We start from the raw sequence: 13,823 nt of genomic DNA, 5'->3' as shown, positions 1-13,823 counted from the left end.
CAGGCACCAGAGAGGATTGCCTGATGCGTGACGGAACCTTCGTCCACCTTTGCATCGACATGCAGGAAATGTTCAAGCAGCCGACGCCCTGGCACGTGCCGTGGATGGCGCGGGTTGCCGATACGGTCGTCGAGGTGGCCGAGCGGTTCGGCGGGAGAACGATCTTCACCCGGTTCATCCCGCCACGGCAGCCCGACAACATGTGGGGCATGTGGCGGCGCTACTACGAGAAGTGGCCGATGATGACGCGTGAGCATCTCCCCCCGGAGCTCCTCGATCTCGTGCCGGAGTTGCGCCGGCTCGTGCCACCCGCGCGGGTGTTCGACAAGGCGACCTACTCGCCGTGGTTCGACGGAAGCCTCGACCGGATGCTGAAAGGAGAGCGGGTCACGAGCCTCGTCATAACCGGCGGTGAAACGGATGTCTGCGTGCTGGCGGCCGTCCTCGGCGCAGTCGACCTCGGATACCATGTCGTGGTCCTCTCGGACGCCGTCTGCAGCGGCGCGGACGATACGCACGACGCATCGCTCGAAGTGCTCAGCGAGCGCTTCTCCGTGCAGGTGGAAATCTGCCGGACCGAGGCGTTCTTGTCTTCGCTGTGAGCCCTGGTTTTTTCCGGAATTTGTATGAGGCAAGAGCGGCTGGAGGCTGAACTTTGCCACGCGCCCGGGCCCGTCTGAAACCGCTTCAGTTGAAAACATGGACGTCCTCCCGCGGAATGAACGCTAGACGCTCATGGCGTGCGTCTTCGATCGCTGGTTCCCGACCGAAGCGAGATGCAGGTTGTTCGCGTGAAGGCGATCAAGAGAAGTCGAATGAGAAAAGGTTTCCATTCGGCACCGGCGCTGCGTGTTGGTCCGGACGTTCGATCGCCGTGCAAGCTTTATTCAAAGTCCCGGGCCGGTGTCGCTAGCCTTGTTTGAAAGCACTTGCGCCAGCGCCTGAGCCTGCTCCGGCTCGTCCAGCCGCATCAATCCACCATGGCGGCTCTGGCGGACGCGGCGTACATGATCCCGGGGACTGAGTCCGGTAATGCGGCGGAACATGCGCGAGAAATAGTAAGGATCGGCATAGCCCACTTCGGCTGCGGCCCTTGCCACGGGCAGACCGGCCTCTAGAAAATGCATGGCGTGCTCCATACGCTGCACTTCCTGGTATTTGCGCGGCGTCTGGCCGACGCGCCTTCTGAATTCGCGCAGGAAATAGTCGCGGTTGAAGGCCGATCCGGCGACAGCCTTGTCGGCGACACCCGGGTCGAGCGGATTGGCGGCAATCATCGTCGCAGCCTTCATGACGGCGAGATCGAGTGCGTCAGCCCCCTCTGGCTGGTAGGCGGCTCGGTCACGCCAGCCCACGAAGGCATCCTCGATGAAGGAGATCAGGATATACATGAACAGATGGTGCTGTCCGAGTGTGATCGAGGACGGCGGCGCCGTCTGGCGGTATTGGCGCACCAGCGGCTCAAGCAGGTTCCATCGGCTGAGCGGCACTTTCGGCCGGAGTTCCATCTGGGCCAGCAAGTCGTGGCGCCCGTAGATGTCGAGCGTGAAATGCTGTGCGACACCGAGATAGGTCGCAGCATCCTCGTTCCAGCCCTGGAAACGCTGGCCGCGACGAATCAACATGGCTTCGCCCGGCTCGATTGTGCGCGGTTCGCCATCGATGAGATAGTGGCCGCGTCCGGCAAGCCCGATCACCAGGTCATCGACCGAATTTGTCTTGTCGATGCGCCAAGTCTGAGAATGCTCCATGCGGATCGTCGCCCGCGTCAGGTTGAGGGTCAGCGCCGAGGGCGGAATACTGGAAAGGATACCGCCTTCGATTTCGTCCATCTTTTTTCCCGCCTTTGTTTATTCATTCAGTGAGGGAAATGCGATTATGTCACCCCATACACGCAAGAGGCAAACCGAATTGTCTCGGGAGGAGATCGGAAACGGGCTCGAGGCGGTGCGTTGCGCAGCCTCGTCCACGACGATCCGGGAGCTTGATTTGTACGAAACCGCATCTATACGCGCCGTCACGGCTCGTCGGGTGAGCTCCAGTTGCAAAGGGGCGCGCGCGTGAAGAACCAGCGCCTTCTCGGCCTCGCCTATCTGACGCCCTACGTCCTCGGTCTTCTGGTCTTCACGGCTATCCCGTTCCTGTCGTCACTCTACCTGAGTTTCACCAGCTACGATCTGATGAACAGCCCGAAATGGACCGCGCTCGCCAATTATGAGCGGCTGTTTACCCGCGACCGGACCTTCCTCAAGTCGCTGAACGTCACGCTGCTCTACGTCTTCATCACGGTGCCGCTGAAGCTTGCCTTCGCACTCTTCATAGCGGCGATCCTGAACTACAGGTTGAAGGCCATCAACCTGTTCCGAACAGCCTTTTATGTGCCGTCCATTCTTGGCGGCTCGGTTGCGATCGCCGTCCTGTGGCGCTACCTGTTCTCGACCGAGGGACTGGTCAACATGGCGCTGGCGACGGTCGGTCTGGCACCGGTCGACTGGTTCGGCGATCCAACCAACGCGCTGTTCACCATAACGCTTCTGCGCTGCTGGCAGTTCGGCTCGGCCATGGTGATCTTTCTTGCCGCGCTGCAATCGATCGACAAGTCGCTCTACGAGGCGGCAGCGATTGATGGTGCAGGCAAGGTGACGAGCTTTGTCTTCATCACCCTGCCGCTCTTAACGCCTGTGATCTTCTTCAACCTGATCATGCAGATGGTCCAGGCCTTCCAGGAGTTCAACGGCCCGTACATCATCACCCAGGGCGGGCCGCTCAAGTCGACCTATCTCCTGCCGCTCTACATCTACGAAGAGGCCTTCAAGAAATTCAATATGGGCTATGCCTCTGCCATAGCCTGGGTCCTGTTCCTCATCATCATGGCGCTCACGATTCTCGCCTTCTGGTCGTCGAAGAAGTGGGTCTACTACGCCGGCGACAAGAGGAACTGAATGATGACCGAGATCCACGCCACCAGCACCGATCTTGGCGCCCTCAACGCGAAGGCGACGGCGCGACGTGCCCGCATGGAGACGATTTCGGCCGTGATCCGCTATGGCCTGCTCGTCGCGGTCGGCTTCGTCATGCTCTATCCACTCATCTGGCTGATCGGGGCGAGCTTCAAGACCAATTCTGAAATCTTCGCAGGCGCCGGGTTCATTCCCGAAAACCCGACGCTCGACGGCTATATCAGGGGCTGGCAGACCTCGACGCCCTACACCTTCGGCCGGTTCTTCTGGAATTCCTTTCTCATCATCCTGCCCAAGGTGATCGGCACGGCAATCTCCTGCACCTTTGCGGCCTATGCGTTCGCGCGTTTCGATTTCCCGCTGAAGAAGCTCCTGTTCTCGACGGTAATCGCCATCCTCCTTCTGCCCAATGTGGTGACGCGCATACCGCAGTATATTCTGTTTCGCGACCTTGGATGGCTCGACAGCTTTCTTCCGCTCTGGGTGCCATCGGCGCTTGCCGGCGACGCCTTCTTCGTCTTCATGCTGGTGCAGTTCCTGCGCTCGCTGCCGCGCGACATGGAAGAAGCAGCAAGGGTCGATGGTGCCAACAGCCTGCAGACGTTGCTCTACATTGTCGTCCCAATGCTGGCTCCAGCGCTGATCTCGGTTTGCCTTTTCCAGTTCATGTGGACGATGAACGACTTTCTCGGGCCGCTCATCTACATCTCCTCGGTCGACAAGTACCCGGTGAGCCTGGCGCTCAAACTCTCCATCGACACCACCGAGGCCTTCGAGTGGAACCGGATCCTCGCGATGTCGGTGCTCACCATCACGCCGGCACTCGTCGTGTTCTTCGTCGCCCAGCGGTATTTCATCGAGGGTATATCCGCCGGGAGCAGGAAAGGCTGACATGGCACGCGTTCATTTGAGGAATCTCGAGAAGATCTATGGCGGCACGGTGAAAGTGGTGCACGGCATCGATCTCGACATCGCCGACGGCGAATTCATGGTGCTGGTCGGGCCCTCCGGCTGCGCCAAGTCGACGACCCTGCGCATGATCGCGGGCCTTGAGGAAATCAGCGGCGGCGAGATCGTCATCGGCGAACAACGCGTCAACGATCTCCCGCCGAGCCGGCGGTCGATTGCCATGGTGTTCCAGAACTACGCGCTCTATCCGCACATGAAGGTGCGCGGCAACCTGGCCTTCGGACTCAGGATCGCCGGCACGCCGAAGGCCGAGATCGCCGCTGCGATCGACAATGTCGCGCGCATCCTCGAAATCGAGCCGCTGCTCGACAGGCTGCCGAAGCAGCTTTCGGGCGGCCAGGCGCAGCGCGTGGCACTCGGCCGCGCGCTGATCAAGAAGCCGGGCGTCTTTCTCTTCGACGAGCCGCTCTCCAATCTCGACGCCAAGCTGCGCGCCTCGATGCGGGTGCGCATCACCGATCTCCACCGGCAGCTTAAAGCCGAGGGCCTGTCGTCCACTGTGGTCTATGTCACCCATGACCAGACCGAGGCGATGACCATGGGTGACCGGATCTGCGTCATGCAGGCCGGTCGCATCATGCAGGTGGCGACGCCGAAGGAGCTCTACAATGCGCCGGCCAACCTGTTTGTCGCGGGCTTCATCGGCAGCCCGGAAATGAATCTCATCGATGGCGCGCTCGACGGCACCGATTTTGTCATCGGCGGCCAGCGTCTTCCTCTCGGCGCGGAACTGACAGGCCGGCTGGCGGTACGGCCAGACGCGGTCGTGCTGGGTGTGCGGCCACAACAGCTGGCGTTCTCCGGCACCGGTCCCAGGATTGAGGCGCGGCTGACAAGCACCGAGTTCATGGGACATGAGGTCAATCTGCACGCCGAGCTCGAGGGGCGTCGCATCGTCGCGGTGGTCGGCGCAGCGGAGTTTGAGGCGCTGCGATGCGGCGACCGGATTGCGCTTCAGCCGGACCTTTCGTCCCTGCACATTTTTGACAAGACCGACGGGCGCAACATTTCGCTGCGAGGAGGCAGCGTCCAGGCCCGGGCACCAACAGGAGGAGAAGCATGACCAAAAGAAGGATATCCAACATTCTCGCCGGCACCGCGCTCGGCGTCATCGGTTTCGCATCCGCTGCGCCGGCTGCCGAGCTGCGTATGTCGTGGTGGGGCGGCGAAAGCCGCCATGTCGCTACACAGAAGGCGCTGGAGGCCTGCGGCGCCAAGCATGGTCATACCGTAAAGGGCGAGTTCACCGGTTTCGATGGCTATCTTGAAAAGCTGACGACGCAGATGGCCGGCCAGACCGAGGCCGACATCGTCCAGGTCAACTGGCCGTGGCTGCCGCTGTTTTCCAAGGATGGTGACGGGTTCGCCGACCTGAGGACCCTGAAGGCGATCGATCTGTCGAACTGGAGCGAGGCCGATCTCGCCTCCGGCTCGATGAACGGCGTGCTGCAGGGCCTGTCGGTATCAACAACGGGCCGCGTGTTCTTTTTCAACACGACGACTTTCGAAAAGGCCGGTGTCGCGGTGCCGAAGACCTGGGACGAGCTGTTCGCCGCGACCAAGACGATCAAGGAAAAGCTCGGCAAGGACTACTACACCTTCAACGCGGTGAAGGAGACGGCTCAACTCGTCACTACCCTGGTCGTCGCGCAGAAAACCGGCAAGGACATGGTCGATCCGAAGACCAACCGCGTGGCCTGGACGGCCGACGAACTGGCCGACGGCATCACCTTCCTCGGCAAGCTGGTCGAGGACGGTGTGATGCGGTCGCAGAAGGAGGAGGCGGCCGACGGCAATGTAAACCTGTTTGAAAAGCCGGAATGGGCGGAGGGCAAGATCGCCGGTTCCTATGAGTGGGACTCGACCTTCGGTAAGTACGCCGATCCGCTGAAAGAGGGCCAGGTGCTGAAGCCTGCCGGCATCCTGAAAATCGAGGGCGCCGTGACCGATGGCGTCTACCGCAAGCCTTCCATGGTGTTTTCAATCTCGAAGCATTCGAAGAACCAGGAGGCAGCCGCCCAGATCGTAAATTGCCTGCTGAACGAGCCGGAGGGCATCGATGCGCTCGGCACGACACGGGGCATTCCGGCATCCAAAGCCGCCACCGCAAGGCTTGGCCAGACCGGCGAGCCGGAGGTGCGCGAGGCGAACGCCATGGTAATGGCAGCGTCAGGTCCGTCCGTCTCTCCCTTCAACGAGAATCCCGAGATCCGGTCGGTCTTCCTCGATACGCTCGAGGAATACGCCTATGGCCAGCTGGATGCCAAAGCCGCCGCAGAACAGATCGTCGACGGCACCAACGACGTACTCGCCAAGTTCGACTGACAACCGATGAAGGTCGCCGCCCCCGCAGGGGCGGCGGATCACCCACGAGACGGAAATCATGACCCGACCTTTCGCAGTTGCGATCTCCGCCCGGATCGCGGCCATAAGACTGCCTGTGCCTGGCGCATTCTACCACCTGCCGCGACCGTTGGCCTTCCGCCTGACCTCGATCGCGCGTCCGGAGGAGGTGCTCGACGGTCTGACCGATCGTGCCGTCACCCTCCTGGACGGCCTTTCACCTGAGACAGAGTATCGGTTCCAGGCGGACGGGCTCAAGTCTTTCGAGTTCCGAACGAAGCCTTGCAGCGGACTTGTCGACGCGACGGACTTCGGCCTGGTCGAGGGAACCGATCTGACTGACATCGACAGTGCCCGGCGCAATGCCGATGCGCTGGCTGAGGCGCTTGGGGCCGTCCCGGAGGGCGGCACCTTGAAGCTCGGTGCCGGCCTCTGGACGGCACTGCCGCTCCGGCTTGCATCTGGCGTCACGCTGCACCTGGCCGAAGGCGCGGTGCTGCGCGCGCCGTCGCTCCGCACCGGCTGGCCGATCCTGCCGCCACGCGACGGGGCAGGGCACATGCTCGGGAGCTGGGAAGGTCTGCCGGACGCCTGTTTCGCCGCGCCCCTGTATGCCGTCGGCGCCGAGCGGCTCACCATAGAGGGCGCCGGCCTGATCGACGGCTCGGGTGATGCCGGTGACTGGTGGACCTGGCCCAAGGAACGCCGTGATGGTGCGCGGCGGCCGCGGGGTCTGTACCTGGTCCGCTGCCACGATGTCACCCTTCTCGGCTTTACCATTTGCAATGCCGCCTCCTGGACCGTGCACCCGCAGGGTTGTAACCGGCTGGTCGCGGCAGGGCTTTCGATCGAGGCGCCGCCTGACAGCCCCAATACCGACGGCCTCAACCCGGAGTGTTGCCGTGATGTGACCATTGAGGGCGTACGCTTTTCGGTCGGTGACGACTGTATCGCCATCAAGGCCGGCAGGCGCGGTCCGAACGGTGAGGCCGAGCACCTGTCGGAGACGCGCGGTGTCACGGTGCGCCATTGCCGCATGGAGCGCGGCCATGGCGGGCTCGTCATCGGCTCGGAAATGTCGGGTGGTGTGCACGACGTCACCATAGAGGACTGCGAGATGTTCGGTACAGATCGGGGGCTGAGGCTGAAAACGAGGCGCGGAAGGGGAGGGTCGATCTCAGCCATCACAATGCGGCGGGTCAGGATGGAGCATGTGCTGACGGCAATCACTGCCAATGCGCACTATTATTGTGATGCCGACGGCCATGAGCCCTGGGTGCAATCGCGCGAGCCTCTGCCGGTTGGCATGGGCACCCCGGCTATTGACGATCTCACCGTCGAAGACATCGACATCCATCATCTCGCCCATGCGGCCGGCGCCTTTCTCGGGCTCCCCGAGGAGCCGATCCGCGGTGTGCGGATCCGCCGTCTCCGCCTGCATTCACTGACACCTGAGGCGGTCGCCACGCCGCCGGTCATGGCCGATCATGTCCGCCCGATGCGGCACGAGCGGATCGTCGCGGAGCATGCCGACATTCGCTGCGACGATCCTGCGCTTCTGTCTTCCGCTTCCATTTCTATTCCCTCGCTCAGGGACGCTCCATGAATCCGCGCGACTATTTCGACGACTATTGCCGACGCTATCAACCTTACAAGGGCGGCGCCTGGTGCTATGAGGACGGCTGCATCTATCGCGGGCTCGTCCTGCTGTTCGAAGCGACCGGCGAGGCCCGTTGGCGCGATCATCTCTTACGTCTCATCGGGCCGCAGGTCCGCTCGGACGGATCGCTTGCTGGCTATGATGCTGACGAGTTCAACATCGACAATATACTGCCGGGCCGCGCGCTTATTCATCTTGCTGCCGTCACCGGCGAGCCGCGTTACCTCGCCGGCGCCAGCCGTCTTATGGGCCAGCTCGAACGCCATCCGCGTCTGCACGCCGGCAACTACTGGCACAAGAAACGCTATCCCCATCAGGTCTGGCTCGATGGGCTCTATATGGGCCTGCCGTTTCAGATCGAATACGGGCTTGTAACGGGCAGATCCGGACTGGTCGCCGATGCCTTGCAGCAGTTTTCCACTGCACTGGCGCTGACGGCGACACCCGGCGGGCTCTACGTGCACGGCTATGATGAGAGCCGCGAACAAAACTGGGCCGATCCTGTCACTGGCAAGTCGCCGGCCGTATGGGCGCGCGCTGTCGGCTGGCTTGCCATGGCGCTGGTCGATGCCCTGAGCCTCCTGCCACCTGACGAGGCGACGGCTTCGCTCAGGCGTGCAACGCGCCTTCTGCTGCAGGAGATCATTGCGCGTCAGAGACCGTCCGCTTTGTGGATGCAGGTTCTCGATGCGCCGGACCTTGCCGGCAACTATGAGGAAAGCTCGGCATCGGCCATGTTCGCCTATGCGCTCCTGCGTGCCGCACGGTTCGGATTGATAGAGCCGGAACGGACGAAGACCGCCGGACGAGGGGCACTCGAAGCGCTTCTGTCGAGCCGTCTCGCTGCCGACGGGCAGGGTGTCACCCGCTTTACCACCATCGTTCGCGTCGCCGGCCTGGGAGGCTTCGAGGGCGATGACCGGGACGGCACGCCCGGCTATTACCTGTCCGAGCCAGTAGTTTCCGACGACGCGAAGGGTGTCGGGCCACTGATGATGGCATTTGCGGAGGGCCTGCAGTCCGCTAGATAGAAAGCTGGCGGAGTGTACAAGGCAAGAGTGGCGGCAAGGAGAAGTTGACCAAGCTTCCGAACCCGGTTGAAATGTCCTAGACCAAACAGAAAGGCTGCGGGCTTGTCAGGGCGTCTGGAGACGCGGCGTGTACATGGCCCCTTCTGGGACCGAGTCATTATATGAGAGCCAGGGACCTTGTAATTCAGCTTCGTGCGGGCATCCTCGACGAGAACCTCGCGACTTATCGCGATCTCCTTACGAATACGTCCCTTGCGGATGCCTCTGATCCGTATTGGCGAAGGACGCTGATGTTGTTCAATTCGCTGACATCAGATCAGAAAGAGGTGTTCCTGGAGGTGATGCGGCAAGTCGCCATCGACACGACGGCGAACATCCTTGGCGTCCTTGACGGAGTGAATTCAATCGAAGGCTTGGACTGCGAGTTGCAGCTTACCTGCGATGACGAGACTGACCCGCTGAATGGAGATTTGCAGGACCTTTTTCTTGCGGAAGAAGAAGCGACGGGGCTGGACCGCTACAGTGCATTGGAAATATTGCGCTCGAAGCGGCTGTCATCGTCTTGAAAAGGGCTTTCGGGACCAGGAGCGGCAACACGTCGCGGGCGTCGGCCGGTGCGGCTCCACTTTTTCCGACGATTTGCGCTGGATCAAAGATGACTATTTGAGTATGGTATTCATTGTCATGGCGAATGCAACTCATTCGCAACAGTGTTGATTGAACACAAGGGACAATGATGAGACATCTTCGCCGATCCGGGATCTCCGGCGCAGTCGCCGGCTTTCTCCTTCTCTCCGCATCGGCGCTCGCCGCCGCGGAATACCCGATCGGGGAGCCGCAATCCGGCGGCGGGCTTGAGATTGCCGCGGTCTATCTGCAGCCGATCGAGATGGATCCGCCGGGGATGATGCGTGCCGCAACCGACTCCGACATCCATCTGGAAGCGGATATCCACGCGCTTGCGGACAATCCGAACGGTTTTGCCGAGGGTGAGTGGGTGCCGTATCTCGTGGTCGACTACGAACTGACCAAGGTCGACACCGGCGAGGTAGTCTCCGGACGGATGATGCCGATGGTCGCGAGCGACGGCCCACACTACGGCGACAATCTGAAGATCGCCGGCATGGGCAATTACCGGCTGAAGCTGACCGTCTCGCCGCCGGATAAGGATCCGATGGGCCATTTCGGACGCCACACCGACAAGGAGACCGGCGTCGCTGCCTGGTTCGCTCCCGTCACCACTGAATACACCTTTACCTTCGCCGGCACCGGCAAGAAGGGTTCCTACTGACGAAACGGCGCCGTCGGGGAGCCACCTGTTCCCCGCTTCGCTGCGCAAGGAGACAACATGCGCTCGAACACACTGACCCGGATGCTGCTGGCCGTGCTTCTCGCGGCGCCTGCCGTGGCGCACGCCGAAGATCCGGCGAGCTTCGTCCTTGAAATGAAGGACGGTGTCCTCAACCCTGCCCGGATCGAGATCCCGGCAGGGACCGAAGTCAAGATCATCCTGCGCAACACCGGGACGACACCCGCCGAGTTCGAGAGCCTGCGCCTGCGCAAGGAGAAGGTTCTGGCGCCGGGTGCAGAATCTTTCGTCGTCATCCGCAAGGCCTCGCCGGGCGAGTACCCCTTCTATGACGAATTCCACATGGACAAGGGCCAGGGCGTCATCGTGGCGCGCCAGGACTGAGACGCATCAGACGCGGGCGGCGGGGCTCCGCCGCCCGACATCTTCCTCCCACCGGAACAGACGGCCGATCATGTTCGTACAAACCTTCTTCATCGTCTGGCGCGAAAGCATCGAGGCCCTGCTCGTGGTCGGCATCCTGCATGCCTGGCTCCGCCACAACGGAAACGGGCGCGGCGCGACCGCCTATCTCTGGGGCGGTGTCGCAGCCGGTATCTTCGGTGCGGGCCTGCTCTCGGTGGTGCTGATGCGCTTCGGCGCGGCCTTGCCGCCGGAAGGGCAGGACTGGTTCCAGGCCGCGCTCATCCTCGCCGCCTGTGCGCTCATCGTGCAGATGGTATTCTGGATGCGCCGCCACGGCCGTACCCTGAAGCGGGACCTGGAACAGGGACTGTCGGATAGCCTGCGCCGGGGCAACCTCTGGGGCATCTTCGCGGTGGCGGCGATTGCCGTCATGCGGGAGGGCGCCGAGACCGTGATCTTCCTGCAGGGCGTGATCGTCTCCGCCGCCGGAGCTGGAGGTCAGATCGCTGTCGGCATTGTTTCTGCGGTGCTTGCGGCGGGCGCGACCTACGGGCTGCTGCAGCTTGGCGGACGCTATCTCTCCTGGCGCCTGTTCTTCCGCCTCACCGAAGCGATGTTGCTGCTGCTTGCGTCTGCACTGCTGGTGACCGGGACCGGCTATCTCGTTTCCCTTGGTCTGCTACCCTATTCCGAACCGCTCTGGGACACCTCCTTCCTGCTCGACGACATGACGCGCTTCGGCGGGATCGTCGCCGGCCTTACCGGCTATCGGGCAATGCCCGACGCGGTCACAGTCGCGACCTGGGTTCTTTACTGGAGCGGGATCGTGCTCGCGTTCCGGATGCAGGCGCGGCAGGCGAGACCCGTGGTGCAGGCGTCCGCATGACACCGATCACGATCTACACCGCGCCGCCACGGGCATCACGCGCAGGGGCAAGCGCGAGGCTGGCGGCCGTCGGAGACTGGCTTCGCCTGCACCAGAAGCCGGTGCTTCGGTTGCAATGGGGCGTCGTCCTCGTCTACGCCGTATTGCTGATCGTGCCGGCGGTGATGCCGCTGCCGGATAATGCCGCGCATATCTGGAACGACGTCTCGCTCTTCGCCCGCTTTGTCTTCTGGGGCATCTGGTGGCCAGGCGTGCTCATCAGCATGCTGCTCTTCGGGCGGCTCTGGTGCGGCATCTTCTGTCCGGAAGGGGCACTGACGGAAATGGCGAGCAAGCGCGGCCGCGGCCGGGCGATCCCGCGGTGGATCCGCTGGCAGGGGTGGCCCTTCGCCGCCTTCGTGCTGACGACGGTCTACGGCCAGCTGGTCAGCGTCTACCAGTACCCGCTACCCGCACTGCTGATCCTCGGCGGATCGACGGCCGCCGCGATCGCGGTCGGTTATCTCTACGGGCGCGGCCATCGCGTCTGGTGCCGCTATCTCTGCCCGGTGAGCGGCGTCTTCGGCCTGCTCGCGAAGCTCGCACCTGTCCATTATCGCGTTGACCACAGCGAGTGGGATCAGTGCCCGCCGCAGCTCGGCCGCACGCTCAGTGTCTCCTGCGCCCCCATGGTGCCGCTCAGAACGATGGAGAGCGCCTCGTCCTGTCATATGTGCGGGCGCTGCGCCGGTTTTCGCAACGCGATCGAGCTTGCCGCACGTCCTCCGGGCTCCGAGATCGTCGAGGTGAGCGGCAAGACCGCGAACCTCTGGGACACGCTGCTGATCGTGCCGGGCCTCATGGGTGTCGCGGTCGGCGCCTTCCACTGGGCGTCCTCGCCGTGGTTTGTGGCGTTGAAGCAAAAGGCGGCCGTCTGGCTGGTCGGAAACGGAGAAACCTGGCCGCTCGAACAGAGCCTGCCGTGGTGGCTGCTCACCAACTATCCGGCCCATAACGACGTGCTGAGCGTGCTCGACGGCGCCATGCTGCTTCTCTATATCGCCGCGACCGCCGTCGTCGCGAGCCTTGCGATCCTGCTGCCGCTTGCGCTTGCTGCCCGGCTTGTCGGCCCCTGGAGCGCGCAGCGCTTCCATCATCTGGTGCATGGCCTCCTGCCGCTCGCCGCCTGCGGCGTGATCCTCGGCCTCTCGGCGCAGACGGTCACGCTGCTGAGGACCGACGGCTTCCGGCTTGCCTGGGCAAACGACGTCAGAATGGTGGCCCTTGCATTCGCCGGTGCCTGGAGCCTGCTTCTGGTCTGGAGGATTACGGGGCGCTACAGAGCGGGTCCTCGCCGCGCGGTCGCCACCGCAGTGAGCAGCGTTGCCGTCGCGGCCGGCTTGCTGCCGTGGGTACTGCTGTTCTGGGTATGGTAGAAGCTGACTTCATAACTGCACAAGCCGGTTGGGGCTATACAGGTCAGTCTCGGTGCTGCTACCATGGCGTGTGCGTCGGTCATCGCGGTGGCGTGTGGGGAACAGTGATATCGGTGCGGACTGCTCCGCCGAATTCGGTCGTCTCGTCGAAGACTTGGGCGCTGGTGATATTCCCTTCTCCCTGAACGGTTCCCTCGTCGCGTCGACGGGGTCCTGCATCGCGATCGGCTGCAGGGCGGAAGACGATGGCGAGACCGAGATCGTCATCGACGATTGTGACCGTGCGGCCCCGAGTATGGGACTTGTATTCGACGGTATGTTGCAGACGGGCAGCCTCAGACTGGTTGTCAGGACTGTGCTCGGCACGGTTCTTCTGGAGGCTCCGGTTCCAGGCGGCGAGACGAGGGTGAGTATTCGGACCGACGACACCAATGAGCCCGAACGCATTGTCATCGGGGTCAGGCGAGACCCGCCTGACTTGACGTCCTGATGTGGGTGCATCGATGATGTGGTGGGTCCTGTCACGAGGGTTTTTGCTCGCGGCGGCCCTGACGATTGCCGCTTTCGGCTATTTCACCAAGCCGTGGGAGTATGCGGGCAATCTGCCGGAGGCCGTGTGTACAGGCAATGTCGTCGGAGCGCTGAGAAGGCTTCACGGACGCGACAAGCCGGACGCCGCCGTCTCCGATTGGCTCTACGACGGCAAGGCGATGTTTCTCGCGATCGACAACACCGGATGCGGGAAACCGATGGCCTTCGGGCTGGTCGACCTGCTTCACCTATATGGCGCCGATGCGAACTGCAGCGCGGCAAACAAGGTGAGACGCAGCGTCAATTAGGATGAG

The 13,823-nt window shown here is 62.7% G+C and carries 14 protein-coding genes; 13 read left to right on the top strand and 1 reads right to left on the bottom strand.

The features are described 5' to 3' along the window. Positions 1–23 precede the first annotated feature (23 nt). Positions 24–602: a cysteine hydrolase family protein gene (locus ACM6UT_RS19860; RefSeq protein WP_416799081.1), complete on the top strand. Its 579-nt coding sequence runs from the start codon at positions 24–26 to the stop codon at positions 600–602. 285 nt (positions 603–887) lie between these two features. Here ACM6UT_RS19860 and ACM6UT_RS19855 read toward each other — a convergent pair whose 3' ends face one another. After that, entirely contained in the window at positions 888–1,832 is a 945-nt protein-coding gene (locus ACM6UT_RS19855; protein WP_416799080.1) for a helix-turn-helix domain-containing protein, read from the bottom strand. A gap of 228 nt (positions 1,833–2,060) precedes the next feature. On the opposite strand from ACM6UT_RS19855, the gene ACM6UT_RS19850 reads away from it, so the two are divergent. The 12 genes from ACM6UT_RS19850 to ACM6UT_RS19795 all read left to right on the top strand — a co-directional run bounded on the left by ACM6UT_RS19850 (position 2,061) and on the right by ACM6UT_RS19795 (position 13,817). Beyond that, positions 2,061–2,942, top strand: a complete 882-nt coding sequence (locus ACM6UT_RS19850) for a carbohydrate ABC transporter permease (RefSeq protein WP_416799079.1) — start codon at positions 2,061–2,063, stop codon at positions 2,940–2,942. After that, positions 2,943–3,851: a carbohydrate ABC transporter permease gene (locus ACM6UT_RS19845; RefSeq protein WP_465245565.1), complete on the top strand. Its 909-nt coding sequence runs from the start codon at positions 2,943–2,945 to the stop codon at positions 3,849–3,851. Between the two features lies 1 nt (position 3,852). Then, the gene (locus tag ACM6UT_RS19840; protein WP_416799078.1) at positions 3,853–4,992 is read left to right on the top strand and encodes an ABC transporter ATP-binding protein; all 1,140 of its coding nucleotides are present in this window, start codon (positions 3,853–3,855) and stop codon (positions 4,990–4,992) included. After that, on the top strand, positions 4,989–6,254 hold the full coding sequence (locus ACM6UT_RS19835; RefSeq protein ID WP_416799077.1) for an ABC transporter substrate-binding protein: 1,266 nt from the start codon (positions 4,989–4,991) through the stop codon (positions 6,252–6,254). Before ACM6UT_RS19840 ends, ACM6UT_RS19835 begins: the two co-directional genes overlap by 4 nt. A gap of 58 nt (positions 6,255–6,312) precedes the next feature. Next, positions 6,313–7,878 carry a polygalacturonase PglA gene (gene pglA / locus ACM6UT_RS19830; protein WP_416799076.1) on the top strand — a complete coding sequence of 522 codons (1,566 nt, stop codon included), beginning with the start codon at positions 6,313–6,315 and terminating at the stop codon, positions 7,876–7,878. Continuing rightward, positions 7,875–8,963 carry a glycoside hydrolase family 88/105 protein gene (locus ACM6UT_RS19825; RefSeq protein WP_416799075.1) on the top strand — a complete coding sequence of 363 codons (1,089 nt, stop codon included), beginning with the start codon at positions 7,875–7,877 and terminating at the stop codon, positions 8,961–8,963. The genes pglA and ACM6UT_RS19825 overlap by 4 nt, the downstream gene beginning before the upstream one ends. Positions 8,964–9,253: 290 nt before the next feature. Next, positions 9,254–9,529 (top strand): hypothetical protein, encoded by a 276-nt coding sequence (locus ACM6UT_RS19820; RefSeq protein ID WP_416799074.1) that lies wholly within the window; start codon positions 9,254–9,256, stop codon positions 9,527–9,529. 167 nt (positions 9,530–9,696) lie between these two features. Further along, positions 9,697–10,254 carry an iron transporter gene (locus ACM6UT_RS19815; RefSeq protein ID WP_416799073.1) on the top strand — a complete coding sequence of 186 codons (558 nt, stop codon included), beginning with the start codon at positions 9,697–9,699 and terminating at the stop codon, positions 10,252–10,254. Between the two features lie 57 nt (positions 10,255–10,311). Next, positions 10,312–10,656: a cupredoxin domain-containing protein gene (locus tag ACM6UT_RS19810; protein WP_416799072.1), complete on the top strand. Its 345-nt coding sequence runs from the start codon at positions 10,312–10,314 to the stop codon at positions 10,654–10,656. A gap of 70 nt (positions 10,657–10,726) precedes the next feature. Next, positions 10,727–11,563 (top strand): FTR1 family iron permease, encoded by an 837-nt coding sequence (locus tag ACM6UT_RS19805; RefSeq protein ID WP_416799071.1) that lies wholly within the window; start codon positions 10,727–10,729, stop codon positions 11,561–11,563. After that, the gene (locus tag ACM6UT_RS19800) at positions 11,560–12,978 is read left to right on the top strand and encodes a 4Fe-4S binding protein (RefSeq protein ID WP_416799070.1); all 1,419 of its coding nucleotides are present in this window, start codon (positions 11,560–11,562) and stop codon (positions 12,976–12,978) included. Before ACM6UT_RS19805 ends, ACM6UT_RS19800 begins: the two co-directional genes overlap by 4 nt. Positions 12,979–13,481: 503 nt before the next feature. Then, positions 13,482–13,817, top strand: a complete 336-nt coding sequence (locus ACM6UT_RS19795; protein WP_416799069.1) for a hypothetical protein — start codon at positions 13,482–13,484, stop codon at positions 13,815–13,817. The last annotated feature ends 6 nt before the right edge of the window (positions 13,818–13,823 follow it).

The sequence above is a fragment of the Ciceribacter azotifigens genome, assembly GCF_048159625.1.
In the GTDB taxonomy this organism is placed as follows: Bacteria; Pseudomonadota; Alphaproteobacteria; order Rhizobiales; family Rhizobiaceae; genus Allorhizobium; species Allorhizobium azotifigens.
This window is presented reverse-complemented; position numbering and strand designations above follow the sequence as displayed.